The following is a 16,256-nucleotide window of genomic DNA, read 5'->3' on the forward strand; positions in this document are numbered from 1 at the left end:
AAACCTTGGGCTGAAGGGCCGCTTGGAGAGTGGCGCCATTGTAGCGGGCAGGCCAAGGCTGTGCGCGAACAGGGTCTCAGTTGCACGCTCATGGCAGGTACGTGGCCAACCATTGCGCTATAGTTGCGCCCTTATCGACACGCTGCCCAAGAGTTCTCTTTCCATGCTCAACAAAGGATTGTTGCTGGCCTGCGCGCTGGCGCTGCTCAGTGCTTGTGATTCCTCGTCGAAGGATGCTCCGGCTCCTGCCGACAAGCCGGCTGCGTCGGCGCCTGCCGCCACCCCGGCGCCCAAGCGCGAAGACCCGGCCGTCCTGGCCAAGCGCTACGCCGACCGCGAGCTGACCGTGCTGGACGTCTCGGAAGTTCAACTCGATGGTGCCAGTACCCTCTCGGTCAGCTTCTCCGCTCCCTTGGACGCCAATCAGGACTTCGCCTCCAAGGTCCATCTGGTCGATACCGTCAAAGGCAAGATCGACGGCGCCTGGGAGCTTTCGGACAACCAGATGGAACTGCGCCTGCGTCATCTGGAGCCGCAGCGAAAGCTGGTCTTGACGGTCGACAAGGGCCTGCTGGCGGTCAACGACAAGCGTCTGGAGCAGGAGTCGGTGACCCGTCTGGAAACCCGCGACATGCAGCCGACCGTGGGCTTCGCCAGTCGCGGCTCGCTGTTGCCCACCCGCCTGGCCGAAGGCCTGCCGGTGATCGCCCTGAACGTCGAAAAGGTCGATGTGGAATTTTTCCGCATCAAGCCGGACATGCTCTCCAGCTTCCTGGTCAACTGGGGTCGCAACAGCAGCCTGTACTACTACCAGTCCAAGGAAACCCTGGACATGGCCGACCTGGTCTACAGCGGCCGCTTCGACCTCAACCCTGCGCGCAACACCCGCGAGACTGTGCTGCTGCCGATCGCCGGGATCAAGCCGCTGCAGGAGCCGGGCGTGTACCTGGCGGTGATGCGCGCCTCGGGCACCTATGATTATTCCCAGCCGGCGACCCTGTTCACTTTGAGCGACATCGGCGTCTCCGCCCATCGCTACCGGGATCGCCTGGACGTATTCGCCCAGGCCCTGGAAGGCGGCAAGGCGCTCAAGGGCGTCACTCTCGAGTTGCACGATGACAAGGGCAAGCTGCTGGCCCAGGCCGAAACCGACGGCGAGGGCCACGCACAACTGCCGATCACTGCCAAGGCCGACACGCTGATCGCCACCCAGGGTGTAAACACCACGCTGCTACGCCTGAACACCGCCGCCCTGGACCTGGCCGAGTTCGACATCACAGGCCCTCAGGCCAATCCGCTGCAGTTCTTCATTTTCGGTCCGCGCGACCTGTATCGCCCGGGCGAGACGGTGTTGCTCAACGGCTTGCTGCGCGATCAGGACGGCAAGCCGGTCAAGGCGCAACCGGTGACGGTCGAGGTACGTCGGCCGGATGAGCAGGTCAGCCGCAAGTTCGTCTGGGAGGCCGACAGCAACGGTTTGTTCCAATACCAACTGCAACTGGCCACCGAAGCCCCGACCGGACGCTGGCAACTGCTGCTCGACCTGGGGGGCGGGCGTAAGCAGGTCTATGAATTCCTGGTCGAGGATTTCCTCCCAGAGCGCCTGGCCCTGGAGCTCAAGGGCAGCAGCGCGCCGCTGTCGCCTGACGAAACCGCGCGCATCCAGGTCAATGGCCGTTACCTCTACGGCGCGCCTGCCGCTGGCAACCGTCTGAGCGGCCAGGCCTATGTACGCCCTCTGCGCGAAGCCGTGCCGGCGCTGCCGGGCTATCAGTTCGGTTCGGTCACCGAGACCGAACTCAACCAAGACCTGGAGCTGGACGAGGTGACCCTCGACAACGCCGGCAAGGCCACCCTGGATATCGAAAGCCGCTGGGCCGAGGCCCGTTCGCCGTTGCAACTGACTGTCCAGGCCAGCCTCCAGGAGTCTGGCGGACGGCCGATCACCCGCCGCCTGGAGCAGCCGATCTGGCCGGCCGAACGCCTGCCGGGCCTGCGTGGCCTGTTCGAGGGCGAGGAAACCGACAGCGACGGTCCCGTGGAATTCGAAGTGCTGGTGGCCGATCGCGAAGGTCACAAGCTTGCCGCCGAAGACCTCAAGGTGCGTCTGGTGCGCGAGCGTCGCGACTATTACTGGAACTACTCCCAGAGCGACGGCTGGAGCTACAACTACAACGAGAAATTCCTCACCCAGAGCGAGGAGACCGTCAGCGTGAAGGCTGGCGGCACCGCCAAGCTGAACTTCCAGGTGGAGTGGGGCCCGTACCGGGTCGAGGTAGAAGACCCGCAGACAGGGCTGGTCTCCAGCGTGCGCTTCTGGGCGGGCTACCGGGCCCAGGACAACGCCGAAGGTGGCGCGGTGCGTCCGGACCAGGTCAAGCTGGCCTTGGACAAACCGTCCTATGCCGACGGGGCCACCGCCAAGGTCACGGTCACCCCACCTGCTGCCGGCAGCGGTTATCTGATGATCGAATCCAGCGATGGCCCGCTGTGGTGGCAGGAGATCGACGTGCCCGCCGAGGGCAAGACCTTCGACGTGCAGCTGGATGAAAAGTGGGCGCGTCACGACCTGTACATCAGCGCCCTGGTGATCCGCCCCGGCGAACGCAAGGCCAACGCCACGCCAAAGCGCGCCGTGGGTGTACTGCATCTGCCGCTGGACCGTGCCGAACGCAAGCTCGCTTTGACCTTGCAGGCCCCGCAGAAGATGCGCCCCAAGCAACCGCTGACCGTGAAATTCAAGGCCGCCAACGCCGATGGCAGCGTGCCGAAACAGGTGCATGTGCTGTTGTCGGCGGTGGACGTGGGCATCCTCAACATCACCGATTTCAAGACCCCGGACCCGTTCGCCAGCCTGTTCGGCCGCAAGGCCTACGGTGCCGACCAATTGGATATCTACGGCCAGCTGATCGAGGCCGGGCAGGGCCGTCTGGCGAGCCTGGCATTCGGCGGCGACGCGGCCATGGCCAAGGGCGGCAAACGCCCCAACACCACGGTCACCATCGTTGCCCAGCAAAGCCTTCCGGTAACGCTCAATGAACAAGGCGAGGGCGAGGCGACTGTCGAGATTCCGGACTTCAACGGTGAGCTGCGCCTGATGGCCCAGGCCTGGACCGACGAGCACTTCGGCATGGCCGAAGGCAAGACGGTCGTCGCCGCACCGCTGATCGCCGAACTCTCGGCGCCGCGCTTTTTGGCCGGTGGCGATCACACCAGCCTGGCGCTGGACCTGGCCAACCTGTCCGGCCGCGCCCAGCAACTGAACGTGCAGGTGAGCGCCGAGGGCCAGTTGGCTCTGGCCGGCGAAGGCCAGCAGAGCGTCAGCCTGGCCGAGGGCCAGCGCAAGACCTTGATGATCCCGGTGCAGGCCCAGGGTGGCCTGGGCCAAGGCAAAGTGCAGGTGCGGGTCAACGGCCTGCAGTTGCCTGGCGAGCCGACCCCAGCCTTCGAGCGCCAGTGGACGCTTGGCGTGCGCCCCGCCTATCCGGCGATGCTCAAGCACTACCGCGTGGCGCTCAAGGACCAGCCCTGGACCTTGCCTGAAGGCGACCTCGCGGCCTTCGAGACCGCGGGCCTGGAAGCCAGCCTGGCGCTGTCCAGCCGCCCACCGCTGAACCTGGCCGAACAGATTCGCGCCCTGGAGGCCTACCCCTACGGCTGCCTGGAGCAGACCACCAGCGGCCTGTACCCTTCGCTCTACGCCGATGCCGAAAGCCTCAAGCGCCTGGGTATCAAGGGCGAGCCGGCCGACGTGCGCAAGCGCAAGATCGAGATGGGCATCGAGCACCTGCTGGGCATGCAGCGCTACAACGGCAGCTTCGGCCTGTGGAGCTCGGACAGCGAAGAGGAATATTGGCTCACCGCCTACGTCACCGACTTCCTGCTGCGCGCCCGCGAGCAAGGCTTCGGTGTACCGGCCGAGGCCCTGAAGAAAGCCAATGAACGCCTGCTGCGCTATGTGCAGGAGCGCAACCTGATCGAGGTGGACTACAGCCAGAACGCCGACCACACCCGCTTTGCCGTGCAGGCCTATGCCGCGCTGGTGCTCGCGCGCAACCAGCAGGCGCCGCTCGGTGCCCTGCGTGGCCTGTTCGAGCGCCGCAGCGATGCGCGCTCCGGCTTGCCACTGGTGCAGTTGGCGGTGGCGCTGGACAAGATGGGTGACAAGCCGCGTGCCCAGCAAGCCTTGCAGGCGGGCCTTGGCGTGAAGCGCAGCGATGGCTGGATGGCCGATTACGGCAGCACCCTTCGAGACCAGGCACTGATCCTGGCCTTGCTGCAGGAGAACAACCTGGCCGCCAACCAGGTCGACCAGCGCCTGTTCGCGCTGTCCGATGAGCTGGCGGCCAACCGCTGGCTGTCGACCCAGGAGCGCAACGCCTTGTACCTGGCCGGTCGTGGCCTGCTGGGCAAGCCGGAAGGCCAGTGGCAGGCACGCCTGGACAGCGCCGGAGAGATCCGCGAGTTCAACAACGCTGAATCGGGCATGAAGCTCGAAGGCCCCTTGCTGATGTCGCCGCTGACCGTGCAGAACCAGGGCAGCGAGACCCTCTACCAGCAGCTGACCCTCTCCGGCTACCCGCGCCAGGCCCCGCCTGCAGGGGGCAACGGTATGGAGATCCGCCGTGAGTACCTGGGCATGAACGGCCAGCCGCTGGATGTGCGCAGCCTACGCAGCGGCGAGTTGGTGCTGGTGCACCTGGCGCTCAAGGCCTCCACCGCGGTGCCGGACGCCTTGGTGGTGGACCTGCTGCCGGCGGGCCTGGAGCTGGAGAACCAGAACCTGGCCCAGAGCGCCGCCAGCCTGGACAACGCCAGCAGCGCGGTGAAGCAGTGGCGCGAGTCGATGCAGAATGCCAGCCTGGTGCACCAGGAGTATCGCGACGACCGCTATGTGGCCGCGCTCAAGCTCGATGGCTACGGCACCAGCCATCTGCTGTACCTGGCCCGGGCAGTGACGCCGGGGACCTATCGCATTCCCCCACCGCAGGTGGAGTCGATGTACCGGCCTAACCTGCAGGCGGTTGGGGAAGGGCAGGGAGAGATGATCGTGAGAGGGCGCTGAGGGCTCTTGGAGCTTCGAGCGGCAAGCGGCAAGTAAAAGCAGGTGGTGTGAGCCACGCTTGCTTGCAGCTTGCAGCTCTAATGAACGATCCAGCTCAACACCCACAGGCCCAGCAACGCCCAGATGATCCCGAGGATGATCGAGGCGCGCATGAAGGCGCGGACGGCCGAGTACAGCAGCATCAGGCCGACGATGAGCGCCAGGATGCTGACCAGCGAGGTGTCCATGCCCAGGTTGCGCGCCAAGCCGTCGATGAAACTGCTGCCGGCGTTGGCCAGCAGGTTGAACAACCCGCTAAGGCCGTCGACGATGAAACGGATCAACGAACCCAGTGCTTGGCCCAGCCACTCGAAAAAACCTTCTACATGCATAGTTGCTTCCTGATGAACGAATCGGCGCGGGTGCCGTTCCCTAGCCTTTGGCCATCACTTGGGCAGGTCGGTTCCCGATGCCAATGGTAGCGTGCCTGCGCACCCGCACCGCAAGGGTCGTGCGTGGTATCGGCATCGCCAGTGTGCTGGTCGTGGCGCTGTTGTGGCTGGCCGATCGCTTGTGGCCGTTGCCCATGCCGGGCGATGACCTGGCGCGGGTGGTGCTTGCCGAGGATGGCACGCCCCTGTGGCGTTTTGCCGATGCCGACGGAGTGTGGCGGTATCCGGTGAGCCCCGAGGAGGTCTCGCCGTTGTACCTGGAAGCGCTGCTGACCTACGAGGACCGTTGGTTCTATAGCCATCCCGGGGTCAACCCGCTGGCGCTGGCGCGTGCAGCCTGGCTGAACCTGCGTGGTGGCCGGGTGGTGTCGGGCGGCAGCACGCTGTCGATGCAGGTCGCACGCCTGCTCGACCCTCACGAACGCACCCTGTCGGGCAAGCTGCGTCAGCTGTGGCGTACGGCGCAGTTGGAGTGGCACCTGTCCAAGCGTGAGATCCTTCAGCTCTACCTCAACCGCGCCCCGTTCGGCGGCACCCTGCAAGGGGTGGCCGCCGCCAGCTGGGCTTACCTTGGCAAGTCGCCGATGCACCTCACACCTGCCGAGGCAGCGCTGCTGGCGGTGCTGCCCCAGGCGCCCAGCCGGCTGCGCCCGGATCGCCACCCCGAGCGTGCCCAGCGGGCCCGCGACAAGGTGCTGGAGCGCTTGGCCGAGTACCAGGTATGGCCGGCGCAGCGGGTGAGCGAGGCGCAGGAAGAACCCTTGCTGCTGGCGCCTCGCCAGGAGCCGGCCCTGGCCCCCTTGCTGGCCCGGCGTCTGAACAGCGCCAACAGCCCACCGCTGATTCGCACTACCCTCGATGCGGCCTTGCAACGTCGCCTGGAGGACCTGCTGTTGGGCTGGCGTGCACGGCTGCCCGAGCGCACCTCAGCGGCGCTGCTGGTGGTGGAGGCGCAAACCATGGCCGTGCGCGCCTACCTCGGCTCCATCGACCTAGCCGATGAGCGCCGCTTCGGTCATGTCGACATGGTCCAGGCCTTGCGATCACCCGGCTCGACGCTCAAACCGTTCCTCTACGCCATGGCCATGGACGATGGGCTTATCCACTCAGAATCCTTGTTGCAGGACGTGCCACGTCGTTATGGCGACTACCGGCCTGGTAATTTCTCCATGGGCTTCACGGGCCCGGTTTCGGCCAGTTCCGCCCTGGCCCTGTCGCTGAATCTGCCGGCAGTGCAGTTGCTCGAGGCTTACGGACCAAAGCGTTTCGCCGCGCAGATGCGCATGGGTGGCATGCCGCTGGTACTGCCGCCGCTCGCCGAACCGAACCTGTCGCTGATCCTCGGCGGAGCGGGCAGCCGTCTGGAGGACCTGGTGGGTGGCTACGCGGCCCTGGCCCGTGAAGGGAAGAGCGCGCGGGTACGCCTGCAGCCTCAGGATCCGCTGGTCGAGCGGCAGCTGCTGTCGCCTGGTTCGGCCTGGATCGTCCGGCGTATCTTGAGCGGCCAGGCCCGGCCGGACCGTGATCTTCACGCTGAGCTGGTACAGCGCCCGCAGTTGGCCTGGAAGACCGGCACCAGCTACGGTTTTCGTGACGCCTGGTCGGTGGGCGTGGGGCCGCGCTACCTGATCGGTGTGTGGATCGGTCGACCCGACGGCACGCCGGTGCCGGGACAGTTCGGCTTGGCTTCGGCGGCGCCGCTGATGCTGCAAGTCCACGACCTGCTCAGCAACCGTGACAGCCAGCGGGGGATCAATGTGCCGGCTGAGCGTGTGCCGGCGAGCGTCGGTGTGGCCGCCATCTGTTGGCCATTGGGCCAGCCCATGAACCGCCTGGACCCCAACTGCCGTCGCCAGCGCTTCGCCTGGACATTGGACGGCACTACGCCGCCGACCCTGCAAGCGGCCGATCAGCCGCTGGGGCTTGGGTTGCGCGAGACGGTTTGGGTCAATGGGCGTGGTTTGCGCGTCGATGCCAGTTGCAGCGGCGCCAAGGCGCAGGAGGTGGCGTTGTGGCCGGCGCCGCTGGAGCCGTGGCTGCCCCGCATCGAGCGCCGCGCCGCGCGCCTGCCGGCGGTGGACCCTAGCTGTCCGCCCCAAGTGCCGGTGAGCGCGCCGCCGCTGTCGATCGTCGGTGTGCGCCCCGGCGACACCCTGCGACGCCCGGCAACCAGTCGCGAACCGCTGCAGGTGCCGGTTTCGGCCTTGGGCGGCAGCGGTCAGCGCTGGTGGTTCCTCAATGGACAGCCCTTGGGCGAGACCCGCGACCAGGACAGTCTGCTGGTGCGCTTCGAAAAGACCGGGCGCATCGAACTCAGCGCGCTGGACGAAAGTGGCGAGACCGCGCGGGTAGAGTTTCAGGTCAGCCAATAGCGACCACCGCGCCGCTCGCTTCGGCCGTTCGACGATCGTGAGGCCAGCACCTACGCTTGAACCAGAGGGCGGTCCTGTTGCGCCCGGTCTTCGCGGGGTCATGGAGCGTCCTATGCGTCCTCTGGTCGTTACGCTGCTGATGGTGTCCGGGGCCTGTGTTTGCCATGCCGGGTCGCTGCCGAGCGTGCTCGACGGCAATGAGGTCGAACGACGCCTGCCCACCGCCAACCTGCCGATCGATACCTATCGTCCTCTTCCGGCGGGGGTGCGCATGCCGGCCGCGGAGAAAACAGCGCCTGCATGGCCGCTGAACACGTCTGTGGCAGTCCGCAAGGTGCGCTTCGAAGGCGGTACGGTGTACCTGCTGAGCGAATTGCGCGAGCACTACCAGCACGTGGTCGGCCATCAGGTGACCCTGGCTGAACTCATCGCAGTGACCGACCGCCTGACCGAGCGTTATCGGCGCGATGGCTACCTGCTATCGCGGGCCTACCTGCCGCCTCAGGACTTCGCTGATGGCCGTGTCCACGTGGTGTTGGAGGAGGGCTATATCGGCGAAACCCAGGTGCACGGGGAGATCGGGCCCGCGGTCGGCTACCTGGAGCAAATCCTCGACAAGCTCAAGGCCGAGCGGCCACTGACGCGAGAATCCTTCGAGCGCTATACCGGCCTGATCGGGCGCATGCCTGGTGTGAGCGTCGAGGCCGAACTGCAGCCCGCCGGGTGGCGCGATGGCGCCATGCGCCTGATCGTCCATGTCGGGCGCAAACCCTTTGGCGCCTGGTTGACCCTGGCCGAGGGTAGTCGCACGTCCGCGCAAGCGCTGATGGCGTTCGACAGCCAGGCCCAGACCCGTTTCGCCGAGCAGTTGAGCGCCCGCGTCCTGCTGCCGCCTGGTGACGACGAGGCCCATTACTACCGACTCGACTACAGCCAATACCTGGACGCCGAGGGCAGCCGGCTGCTGCTTTCGGCGTCCCGCTTTCGCAGCGAGCCGCGCACCTTTGTGCCCTTGGATGACGGTGAGAACCTGCGCCAGCGTTGGGATAGCGAGCGCCTTGCCATCGGCGTCAGCCAAGCCCTGATCGTCAAACCCGACGAGTGGCTGGATGTGGTCGGGCAGTTCTACACCACGGCCGATCACGTCGACTGGCGCACGGCCGACCCAGCGCGCCAGGACGACAGTGACACCTATGCTCGGGCGGTGTCCTTCGAAGGGGACTGGCGCAAGGTCGAGGACGGTCGGTTGCGTAGAGTCAGTGCCGGCGTGCACCAAGGCCTGGATCTGTTCGGCGCTCGCAGTGACAGCGCCCGCGATGTGGATTTCTTGCGCCTGCGCCTGTCTGGTTTGCAGCGCGATGCGTTGGCGCGTGACTGGCAGGGTGTGGTGTCCGGCGCGGTGTACTGGAGCGGCAACGACCTGCCCGACAGCGAACGCCTGCTGTTCGGTGGCCAGCACTTCGGCCGCGGCTACCCGGCCGACCAGGCCTCGGGTGACAAGGGGTGGGGATTGGCCTACGAGCTGGACTACAGCGTCTACCGCGACGGCGCTTGGGTACGGTTGCTGCAGCCCTATCTGGCGCTCGATGCCGCCCGGGCGTGGTCGAACGGGCGCGACTTGGAGCGGGCACGACTGGCCTCGGCGGCGTTGGGAGTGCGCATAGGGGATAGGCGCTTTTACAACCTGGCCGTGGAACTGGCCAAGCCCCTGGCGGATGTGGCGCAGGACAGCCTTGATCGCAGCCCGAGGATCATGGTGAATCTAAGTGTTTCCCTGTGAGGGTGAGTGGCGCTTAGCAGAGCGAGCCCTACCACTGCGTGGTCTCTTGGGCGCTGGCGAGGCCTGCGATGGGGCGCGTAGCGTCCCCAGGGGTCAGCACACGACCTGCATCCGCGGCTTGGGGAACAAGTTCTCCAGCGTCTCCAGCAGGCGTGCGTGATAGATGGGCTTGCGGAACAGGTCCAGTACCTGAAGGCGCAGCAGGTCGCTGATGTCTTCCATGTCGGCGTGACCGGACATGACGATCACCGGCAGATGCTGGCGGGCCGTGTGGTCGCGCAGGCGTTTGATCAGGCCGATACCGCTTTCCTCGGGCATACGCAGGTCGGTGATGACCAGGGCCACGTCCGGGTGGCGGGTGAGCTGGAGCAGGGCGCCTTTGACCGAGGTGGCGGTCAGGCAGATGAAACCTTCGTTCTCCAGCAGTTCGGCGAGTTCGAGCAGGGCCTCTTCCTCGTCGTCTACCAGCAGGATCTGTTGACGCAAGGAAGAGAGTGACATGGCCGGCTCCTTTCGAATGGGTTCCAAAATCGTTGCTGCCATCTTGATCGTTAAGTACCACCAGTCGTAGAGCTTCCTCCACTGCTGCCGCCAGTCGTGCCACTGGTTCCTGTAGTGATGGCAGCCTGGATCTTATCCATGACCGATTTGACATTGTTGGACACGCCCGGGACGAACCCCGCCAGCACGACTGCCACCATGGCGGCGATCAACGCGTATTCGATACCGGAGGCGCCGTCCTTGCGTTGGATGAACTGTTTGCAGTGAAGAAGGATGCGTTTGAGCGACATGGTGCAACTCCTCGCGCGTTCGAGCGCTGATGGCGGGGAATCCCCTCGGTGATACCCCTTTGCCATCACAGAATTCGCCAAGCGATTGGAAGCTGCAAATGTAACAACGGATTAATCCAAAAGTATGAGTTTCGAATAGCCGCGCTAAGTTTCTGTTTTGCCGAGGTGTCAATTTAGTGGCATCAAAAAGCACCTGTTTCTCATGGCAATTTGTGGCATTTGGACTACGTTGCAATAGCGAAATAGTTTCTTTTTGCCATCAGCTAAATGCGCAAACGGCGTAAGGGGATAGCGGATATGAGTAGTCGCTTGACCATGATGCTCGCCGGTTTTTTCCTGGTCGCCGCGTTGGTGGCTGGGTACTGGGGGCTGGTTCTTAGTCGCCCCTCGGTGCCCGTCGAGCAACCGGCCCCGGTGATGGCTCCCGTGGCTGCGCCTGCCGCGCCGACCCCGGCCAAGGCAGAGGAGCCTGTGCGCTCACAGATTGTCGTGCTGCGCCGCGACGTTGCTGCCAATACCCCCTTGACCCCAGACGATCTGTTGCTCGAGCGCCTGCAGGTAGTGCCGGCAGGGGCATTCCAGCGAATCGAGCAGGTTGTCGGGCGTAGCAGCATGCGCCCTTTGGCGGCAGGCAGCTGGCTTGCCGAAGACAGTTTCCAGGCAGGTGGTCCGCTGGCGCGGATGATCCGCCCACACGAGCGGGCCGTGGCCGTGGCGGTGGACGATGTGATCGGTGCCGCCGGGCAGCTTCGTCCGGGCGATTACGTGGATGTGCTGTTGTTTCTGCGAGAGGAAAACAACAATCCCCAGTCTTCCGCGCAGGTGGTGTTGCCTGCACTGCGCGTGCTCAGCGTCGGCGAGCAGATGGGCTTGGCCAATGATGGCCGGCCGGCACAGACCCAGGAGGAGCAGAAGGCCCGTCGCGATCAACCGGGTAGCACGGCCCGCACCGTGGCACTGGCCGTGCCTGAAGCGCTGGCCAGCCGACTGATGCTGGCGGCCCAGACAGGGACCTTGCGTCTGGCGGTGCGCAGCGCCGACGAACAACGCCTGGCCCGCTACTGGGCCGGCACCGAAGCCAGTGCCCAGGTGGAAAACGCCAACCGTGACCTCTATCGTTTCAGTCAGCTGTCCCAGGTGCCGATTGCCAAGACGGTGGCGCCTGGCAGCGGCATCTCGGGCATGCAGATCATCCGTGGCGCCCAGGCTGCCGATACCTCAAAGACTCCGTGACCTAGCAAGGACGCCGCCATGCGTAGTATCGAGCGGATACTCAGACAGTTGTGCCCTGCCCTGACGATGGTGACGTTGCTGCCGATGGCCCAGGCGGCCGACAAAGGCTGCGCTGCATTCAGCCAACTGCCGTCGGTGATCGAGATGGACCAAGGCCTGCAACAGGAGCTGCGCCTGCCGGTGGCCATCAGCCGGGTGGCGGTGGGCGAGCCCAAGGTCGCCGATGTCCAGGCCAGCGGCGAGCGCGCCGTGTTGCTGACGGCGGTCGGGGCAGGCAATACCAGCCTGATGCTGTGGACCGCCTGTGCACCGGCCCCCCACCGGGCCATGCTGTTCGTCAAAGGCCGGGCCAGCGCGGACATGGCCGAAGACACGATGCTGCCTTCCCAGGACCCTCAATTGCCCAGCCAAGTGCAGGCCGATATCCGCTTCGTCGAAGTGCAGCGCAACAAATACAAGGAAGCCGGGGCGCGGCTGTTCTTCAAAGGATCGAACAACAGCCTGATCGGCTCACCGGGTACTGTGCCTGGGACCCGCGTCACACCTGGCGCTGTGCCGATCGCCCGGCCGTTGATTCCGCTCGACGACAACGTGTTCAACATTGTCTGGGGCGGTGGCAGCAGCCGCTTTCTGGCGGCGATCAATGCGCTGGAAACCAGCGGCTTCGCCTACACCCTTGCCCGTCCGAGCCTGACCGTGCTCAGTGGCATGACCGCCAGTTTTCTCGCGGGCGGCGAAATCCCTATCCCGGTGCCGAGCACCGGCAGCGACAGCGTGTCGATCGAATACAAAGAGTTTGGCGTGCGCCTGGCCCTGACGCCGACCGTGGTCAGCCGCGACCGCATTAATCTGAAGGTCGCGCCGGAAGTCAGCGAGCTGGATTACACCAACGCGGTGAATATCGCCGGCACCCAGGTGCCGGGGCTTAAAGTCCGGCGTACCGACACCAGCATTTCGCTGGCCGATGGGGAAAGCTTCATCATCAGTGGCCTGGTCAGCAGCAGCACCCGCTCGGGTGTGGACAAGTTCCCGGGCCTTGGCAACCTGCCCATTCTCGGTGCGTTCTTCCGTCAGTCGACGGTCAATCGCGAAGACACCGAGCTACTGATGATCGTCACGCCTCACCTGGTCCAGCCGCTGGCCGCCAATGCCCGTTTGCCGGAGCTGCCGGGCGAGCGTCTGCGCACCTACGACCCCAGCTGGGGGCAGCTGTTTTTCCTGGAAAACGGCAATTTCGAAGGCCGTAGCGGGTTATCACGATGAGCGAGAGCCTGAACCAGACCTACCTGGCCATCACCCGCAACGAGGAGGACCTGCGCTGGCTGCAGGGCGCGCTCGCCCCGCTCGGCCAAGTGATCGGTGCCAGTGGCGGTAGCCTCGACGAGTTGCTGGCTTTGGTCGACGTGACCTTCAGCAACCTGCTGTTCATTGGCCTGGACCGCGAGCAGTTGATCAATCAGTGCGCTCTGATCGAGGGTGTGCTGGAAGCCAAGCCGATGTTGGCCATCGTGGCCTTGGGCGATGGCATGGACAACCAACTGGTCCTGCACGCCATGCGCGCCGGTGCCCGTGACTTCGTCGCCTACGGCTCGCGCGCCAGCGAAGTGGCAGGTTTGGTGCGGCGCCTGAGCAAGCGGCTGCCGGCGGTCACCAGCAACCCAAGCCTGGGCGGGCTGACGGTGCTCTACGGGGCCCAGGCCGCAGCCGATGGCGCATTGCTGACCACCCACCTGGCGCGGGTGGTGCAGGAGAGCGGCCAGCAAGCCTTGCTGCTCGACCTTGGCCTGCCGCGGGGGGACAGCCTGACTTTGCTCGGGTTGGAGGCATCGTTCTATTTCGGCGACGCCCTGCGCCATTTGCGTCGGCTCGATGGCACCCTCATCGACAGCGCCTTCCCTCGTGACAAGGGCGGTCTGCGCATCCTGGCCTACGCCGACAGCGACGATCCGCTGCAACAGACCAGCGCGGCCGAGCTGTACATGTTGCTCAGTGCCCTGCGCCAGCACTTCCAGCACATCGTGGTCAACCTCACCGGCCAGGCCGACAACGATGCCTTGCGCACCATCGTCAGCCATTGCGACAAGCTGATCGTCTATACCGACCAGAACATCCTCGACTGCCGGCGCAACCTGGAGGTGCTCGAGCAGTGGCGCGACCGGGGCATCAAGCTCGACCATGCCGTGCTGCTGGTGGACCGCTACCTGCGCAACGTGGCGCCGGATGCCGATGCTTTGGCCAAGCGCTATGGCCTGACCTTGCTCAAGGCGTTGCCCTACAGCCCTGAGGTGCGCCTGAATGCCAAGAACCAGGGGCTGAGTCTGTTCGAGCTGGCCCCCCGGGAGAGCCTGACCCAGGCCTTGCATTACCTCGGCGAGCGATTGGCGCGGCGCTCGGAGCACCTGGCCAAGCCCACCCCCACTACCTGGCTGCGCCGCCTGTGGAGCCATAAATGAGTGCCGACGAACCCTTTGGCGGCCCGCGCCACGCGGGGGCCGACCCGCAGGCACTCAAGCGTGCCCTGCACCGCTTCGTCATCGATGCCATCGAAGACAGCGGCCGCAACCTGCTCGAAGGCGCGCGGCCTGCCCTCACCCAGTTCGTCGTGGAGCAGGTCGGCGACTACGTGGCACGCCTGCACCTGGCGCTGTCGCGCTACGAGACCGAGCGCCTGGCCGAGGAGCTGGTCGATGAGCTGACCGGTTATGGCCCGCTGGAGGTGCTGCTGCGCGATGCCAGTGTCACGGAGATCCTGGTCAACGGCCCGCACCGGGTTTTCGTCGAGCGGGCCGGGATGCTCCAGCGCACCGACCTGCGCTTCATCGACGCCCATCACGTGGAGCGAGTGATGCAGCGCATTCTCGCGCCGCTCGGGCGTCGCCTGGATGAATCCTCGCCGATGGTCGACGCCCGCCTGCCCGATGGCAGCCGTGTCAATGCGATCATCCCGCCGGTGGCGCTGGACGGGCCTTGCCTGTCGATCCGCAAGTTCCGCCAGGACATGCTCAAGAGCGCCGACCTGCTGGCCACCCGTGCCATCGACCAGGCCATCTTCGACTTCTTCGAGCGGGCCGTGGCTCGGCGCTGCAATATCCTGGTCAGCGGCGGCACGGGCACGGGCAAGACCACCTTGCTCAACATCCTCAGCCAGATGATCTCTCCCCATGAGCGCCTGGTGACCATCGAAGACGTGGCGGAGTTGCAGCTGCACCACCCGCACGTGGTGCGCCTGGAAACCCGGCCACCGAACGCCGAAGGGCATGGCGAGATCAAGGCCAGCGAGCTGATCCGCAACGCCTTGCGGATGCGCCCGGACCGCATCCTGCTCGGCGAGATCCGCGGAGCCGAAGTGCTCGACGTGCTCACCGCGATGAACACCGGGCACGATGGCTCGATGAGCACGGTGCACGCCAACACCGCGCAGGATGCCTTGCTGCGCCTGGAGACCCTGGTGGGGCTGACGGGGCGCCAGGTGGCCGAGAAGACGCTGCGCCAGATGGTCTGCGCGGCGCTCGATGTGGTGATTCAGCTGACCCGCCTGGCCGATGGCCGGCGTTGCGTCAGCGAGGTGCTGGAGGTGGTCGGGGTGCGTGACGACGTGTATGTCACCAATACCTTGTTCCGCCTCGACCGGCGCGGCGGCGAGGGCTTCTTGCGCGATGCCCCCAACCCGGCGGGCGCCAAGCTGCGCCAGGACGGGGTGATGTGATGGGCCCGCTGCTGCTGGCACTGGCGCCTTTGTTGCTGGGCGTGGCCTTGCTGCTGTTTCGCCGAGGTCAGTACAAACGCCGCGAGGAGCGCATCCTGCAGCGCTTGGGACGTGCCTACCAGAGCGTGCGAACCGCCACGGTGCGGCGTGACTGGCTCGACCCGTTGTTGCAGCGTGCGGGGCTGGCCCAGGGCGAGTTCAGCCTGCGCCCTTGGTTGACAGGCTGGCTGGGCCTGGTCGCGTTGGCCTTGTTGTTGGCCGGCTGGGTCGCGGCCGTGCTGGTGCTGACCGCGCTGCCACTGCTGGCCTACCTGTACCTGAGCTGGCGCTGTCGCCGCCGTCTGGCGCTGATCGTCGAACAACTGCCTGGGCTGCTGGACTACAGCGTGCGCAGCCTCAAGGCCGGCCGCACGCTCAGCGATGCGGTGCTCGGTGGGATCGAAGGCACGCGCGAGCCGTTGCGTTCGGCCATGGGCCGTGTGCAGCGCAACGTGCGCATGGGTGTGCCTCTGGAGGAGGCCGTGCATGAGCTGGCTGAACTGTACGAGCAGGACGAGCTGCGGCTGTTCGCCTTGGGGCTGCGCATCAACCAGCATTATGGCGGCAACGCCAGCGAGCTGATGGAGAACCTGATCAAGCTTATCCGCGAACGTGAGCAAGGGGCTCGCCAGCTCAGGGCCATGACCGGTGAGACACGGATCACCGCCTGGATTCTCGGCGCTTTGCCGCTGACCATGGTTGGCTACTTCTTGCTGGGTAACCCCGGCTACCTGATGGCCATGTGGCGCGACAGCCAGGGGCAGATGATGTTGCTGTTCGCCTTCGCCCTGCAGGCGGTGGGGTGTCTGATGCTGTGGCGCATGATGAGGAGCCTGTGA

Annotated in this window: 11 protein-coding genes; 8 read left to right on the forward strand and 3 right to left on the reverse strand. The window is 65.6% G+C overall.

Going from position 1 to position 16,256, the window contains the following annotated elements:
- Positions 1 to 163 precede the first annotated feature (163 nt).
- Positions 164 to 5,065 carry an alpha-2-macroglobulin family protein gene (locus tag R6G97_RS10250; protein WP_317848063.1) on the forward strand — a complete coding sequence of 1,634 codons (4,902 nt, stop codon included), beginning with the start codon at positions 164 to 166 and terminating at the stop codon, positions 5,063 to 5,065.
- 77 nt (positions 5,066 to 5,142) lie between these two features.
- Here R6G97_RS10250 and R6G97_RS10255 read toward each other — a convergent pair whose 3' ends face one another.
- Entirely contained in the window at positions 5,143 to 5,436 is a 294-nt protein-coding gene (locus R6G97_RS10255; RefSeq protein WP_043207888.1) for a hypothetical protein, read from the reverse strand.
- 77 nt (positions 5,437 to 5,513) lie between these two features.
- Here R6G97_RS10255 and pbpC point away from each other — a divergent pair, with 77 nt between their 5' ends.
- Positions 5,514 to 7,868 (forward strand): peptidoglycan glycosyltransferase PbpC, encoded by a 2,355-nt coding sequence (gene pbpC / locus R6G97_RS10260; RefSeq protein ID WP_090343112.1) that lies wholly within the window; start codon positions 5,514 to 5,516, stop codon positions 7,866 to 7,868.
- 112 nt (positions 7,869 to 7,980) lie between these two features.
- Positions 7,981 to 9,648 (forward strand): ShlB/FhaC/HecB family hemolysin secretion/activation protein, encoded by a 1,668-nt coding sequence (locus R6G97_RS10265; RefSeq protein ID WP_090343109.1) that lies wholly within the window; start codon positions 7,981 to 7,983, stop codon positions 9,646 to 9,648.
- 93 nt (positions 9,649 to 9,741) lie between these two features.
- Here R6G97_RS10265 and R6G97_RS10270 read toward each other — a convergent pair whose 3' ends face one another.
- A complete protein-coding gene (locus R6G97_RS10270; RefSeq protein ID WP_043207882.1) occupies positions 9,742 to 10,149 on the reverse strand; it encodes a response regulator in 408 nt (135 codons plus the stop codon).
- Between the two features lie 50 nt (positions 10,150 to 10,199).
- Positions 10,200 to 10,439 (reverse strand): Flp family type IVb pilin, encoded by a 240-nt coding sequence (locus R6G97_RS10275; protein WP_317848064.1) that lies wholly within the window; start codon positions 10,437 to 10,439, stop codon positions 10,200 to 10,202.
- A gap of 297 nt (positions 10,440 to 10,736) precedes the next feature.
- Between R6G97_RS10275 and cpaB the strand changes: the two genes are divergently transcribed.
- Genes cpaB through R6G97_RS10300 form a run of 5 tightly spaced genes read left to right on the forward strand, consistent with a single transcriptional unit; the run spans position 10,737 to position 16,256 of the window.
- The gene (gene cpaB / locus R6G97_RS10280; RefSeq protein WP_102081259.1) at positions 10,737 to 11,672 is read left to right on the forward strand and encodes a Flp pilus assembly protein CpaB; all 936 of its coding nucleotides are present in this window, start codon (positions 10,737 to 10,739) and stop codon (positions 11,670 to 11,672) included.
- A gap of 18 nt (positions 11,673 to 11,690) precedes the next feature.
- The gene (locus tag R6G97_RS10285) at positions 11,691 to 12,935 is read left to right on the forward strand and encodes a type II and III secretion system protein family protein (protein WP_043207876.1); all 1,245 of its coding nucleotides are present in this window, start codon (positions 11,691 to 11,693) and stop codon (positions 12,933 to 12,935) included.
- Positions 12,932 to 14,125 (forward strand): pilus assembly protein, encoded by a 1,194-nt coding sequence (locus R6G97_RS10290; RefSeq protein WP_043207875.1) that lies wholly within the window; start codon positions 12,932 to 12,934, stop codon positions 14,123 to 14,125. Before R6G97_RS10285 ends, R6G97_RS10290 begins: the two co-directional genes overlap by 4 nt.
- Complete coding sequence (locus R6G97_RS10295) at positions 14,122 to 15,378, forward strand: CpaF family protein (protein WP_043207873.1); 1,257 nt, start codon at positions 14,122 to 14,124, stop codon at positions 15,376 to 15,378. Before R6G97_RS10290 ends, R6G97_RS10295 begins: the two co-directional genes overlap by 4 nt.
- Positions 15,375 to 16,256 (forward strand): type II secretion system F family protein, encoded by an 882-nt coding sequence (locus R6G97_RS10300; protein ID WP_043207872.1) that lies wholly within the window; start codon positions 15,375 to 15,377, stop codon positions 16,254 to 16,256. Before R6G97_RS10295 ends, R6G97_RS10300 begins: the two co-directional genes overlap by 4 nt.

It is taken from the genome of Pseudomonas sp. HTZ2 (assembly GCF_033173945.1).
In the GTDB taxonomy this organism is placed as follows: Bacteria; Pseudomonadota; Gammaproteobacteria; order Pseudomonadales; family Pseudomonadaceae; genus Aquipseudomonas; species Aquipseudomonas guariconensis.

Excerpts from the sequence above, each read along its gene's own strand:
- pbpC (WP_090343112.1), top strand. The coding sequence starts at position 5,514 with ATGCCAATGGTAGCGTGCCTGCGCACCCGCACCGCAAGGGTCGTGCGT.
- R6G97_RS10255 (WP_043207888.1), bottom strand. The coding sequence starts at position 5,436 with ATGCATGTAGAAGGTTTTTTCGAGTGGCTGGGCCAAGCACTGGGTTCG.
- R6G97_RS10295 (WP_043207873.1), top strand. The coding sequence starts at position 14,122 with ATGAGTGCCGACGAACCCTTTGGCGGCCCGCGCCACGCGGGGGCCGAC.
- R6G97_RS10265 (WP_090343109.1), top strand. The coding sequence starts at position 7,981 with ATGCGTCCTCTGGTCGTTACGCTGCTGATGGTGTCCGGGGCCTGTGTT.
- R6G97_RS10290 (WP_043207875.1), top strand. The coding sequence starts at position 12,932 with ATGAGCGAGAGCCTGAACCAGACCTACCTGGCCATCACCCGCAACGAG.
- R6G97_RS10270 (WP_043207882.1), bottom strand. The coding sequence starts at position 10,149 with ATGTCACTCTCTTCCTTGCGTCAACAGATCCTGCTGGTAGACGACGAG.
- R6G97_RS10285 (WP_043207876.1), top strand. The coding sequence starts at position 11,691 with ATGCGTAGTATCGAGCGGATACTCAGACAGTTGTGCCCTGCCCTGACG.
- R6G97_RS10275 (WP_317848064.1), bottom strand. The coding sequence starts at position 10,439 with ATGTCGCTCAAACGCATCCTTCTTCACTGCAAACAGTTCATCCAACGC.
- cpaB (WP_102081259.1), top strand. The coding sequence starts at position 10,737 with ATGAGTAGTCGCTTGACCATGATGCTCGCCGGTTTTTTCCTGGTCGCC.
- R6G97_RS10250 (WP_317848063.1), top strand. The coding sequence starts at position 164 with ATGCTCAACAAAGGATTGTTGCTGGCCTGCGCGCTGGCGCTGCTCAGT.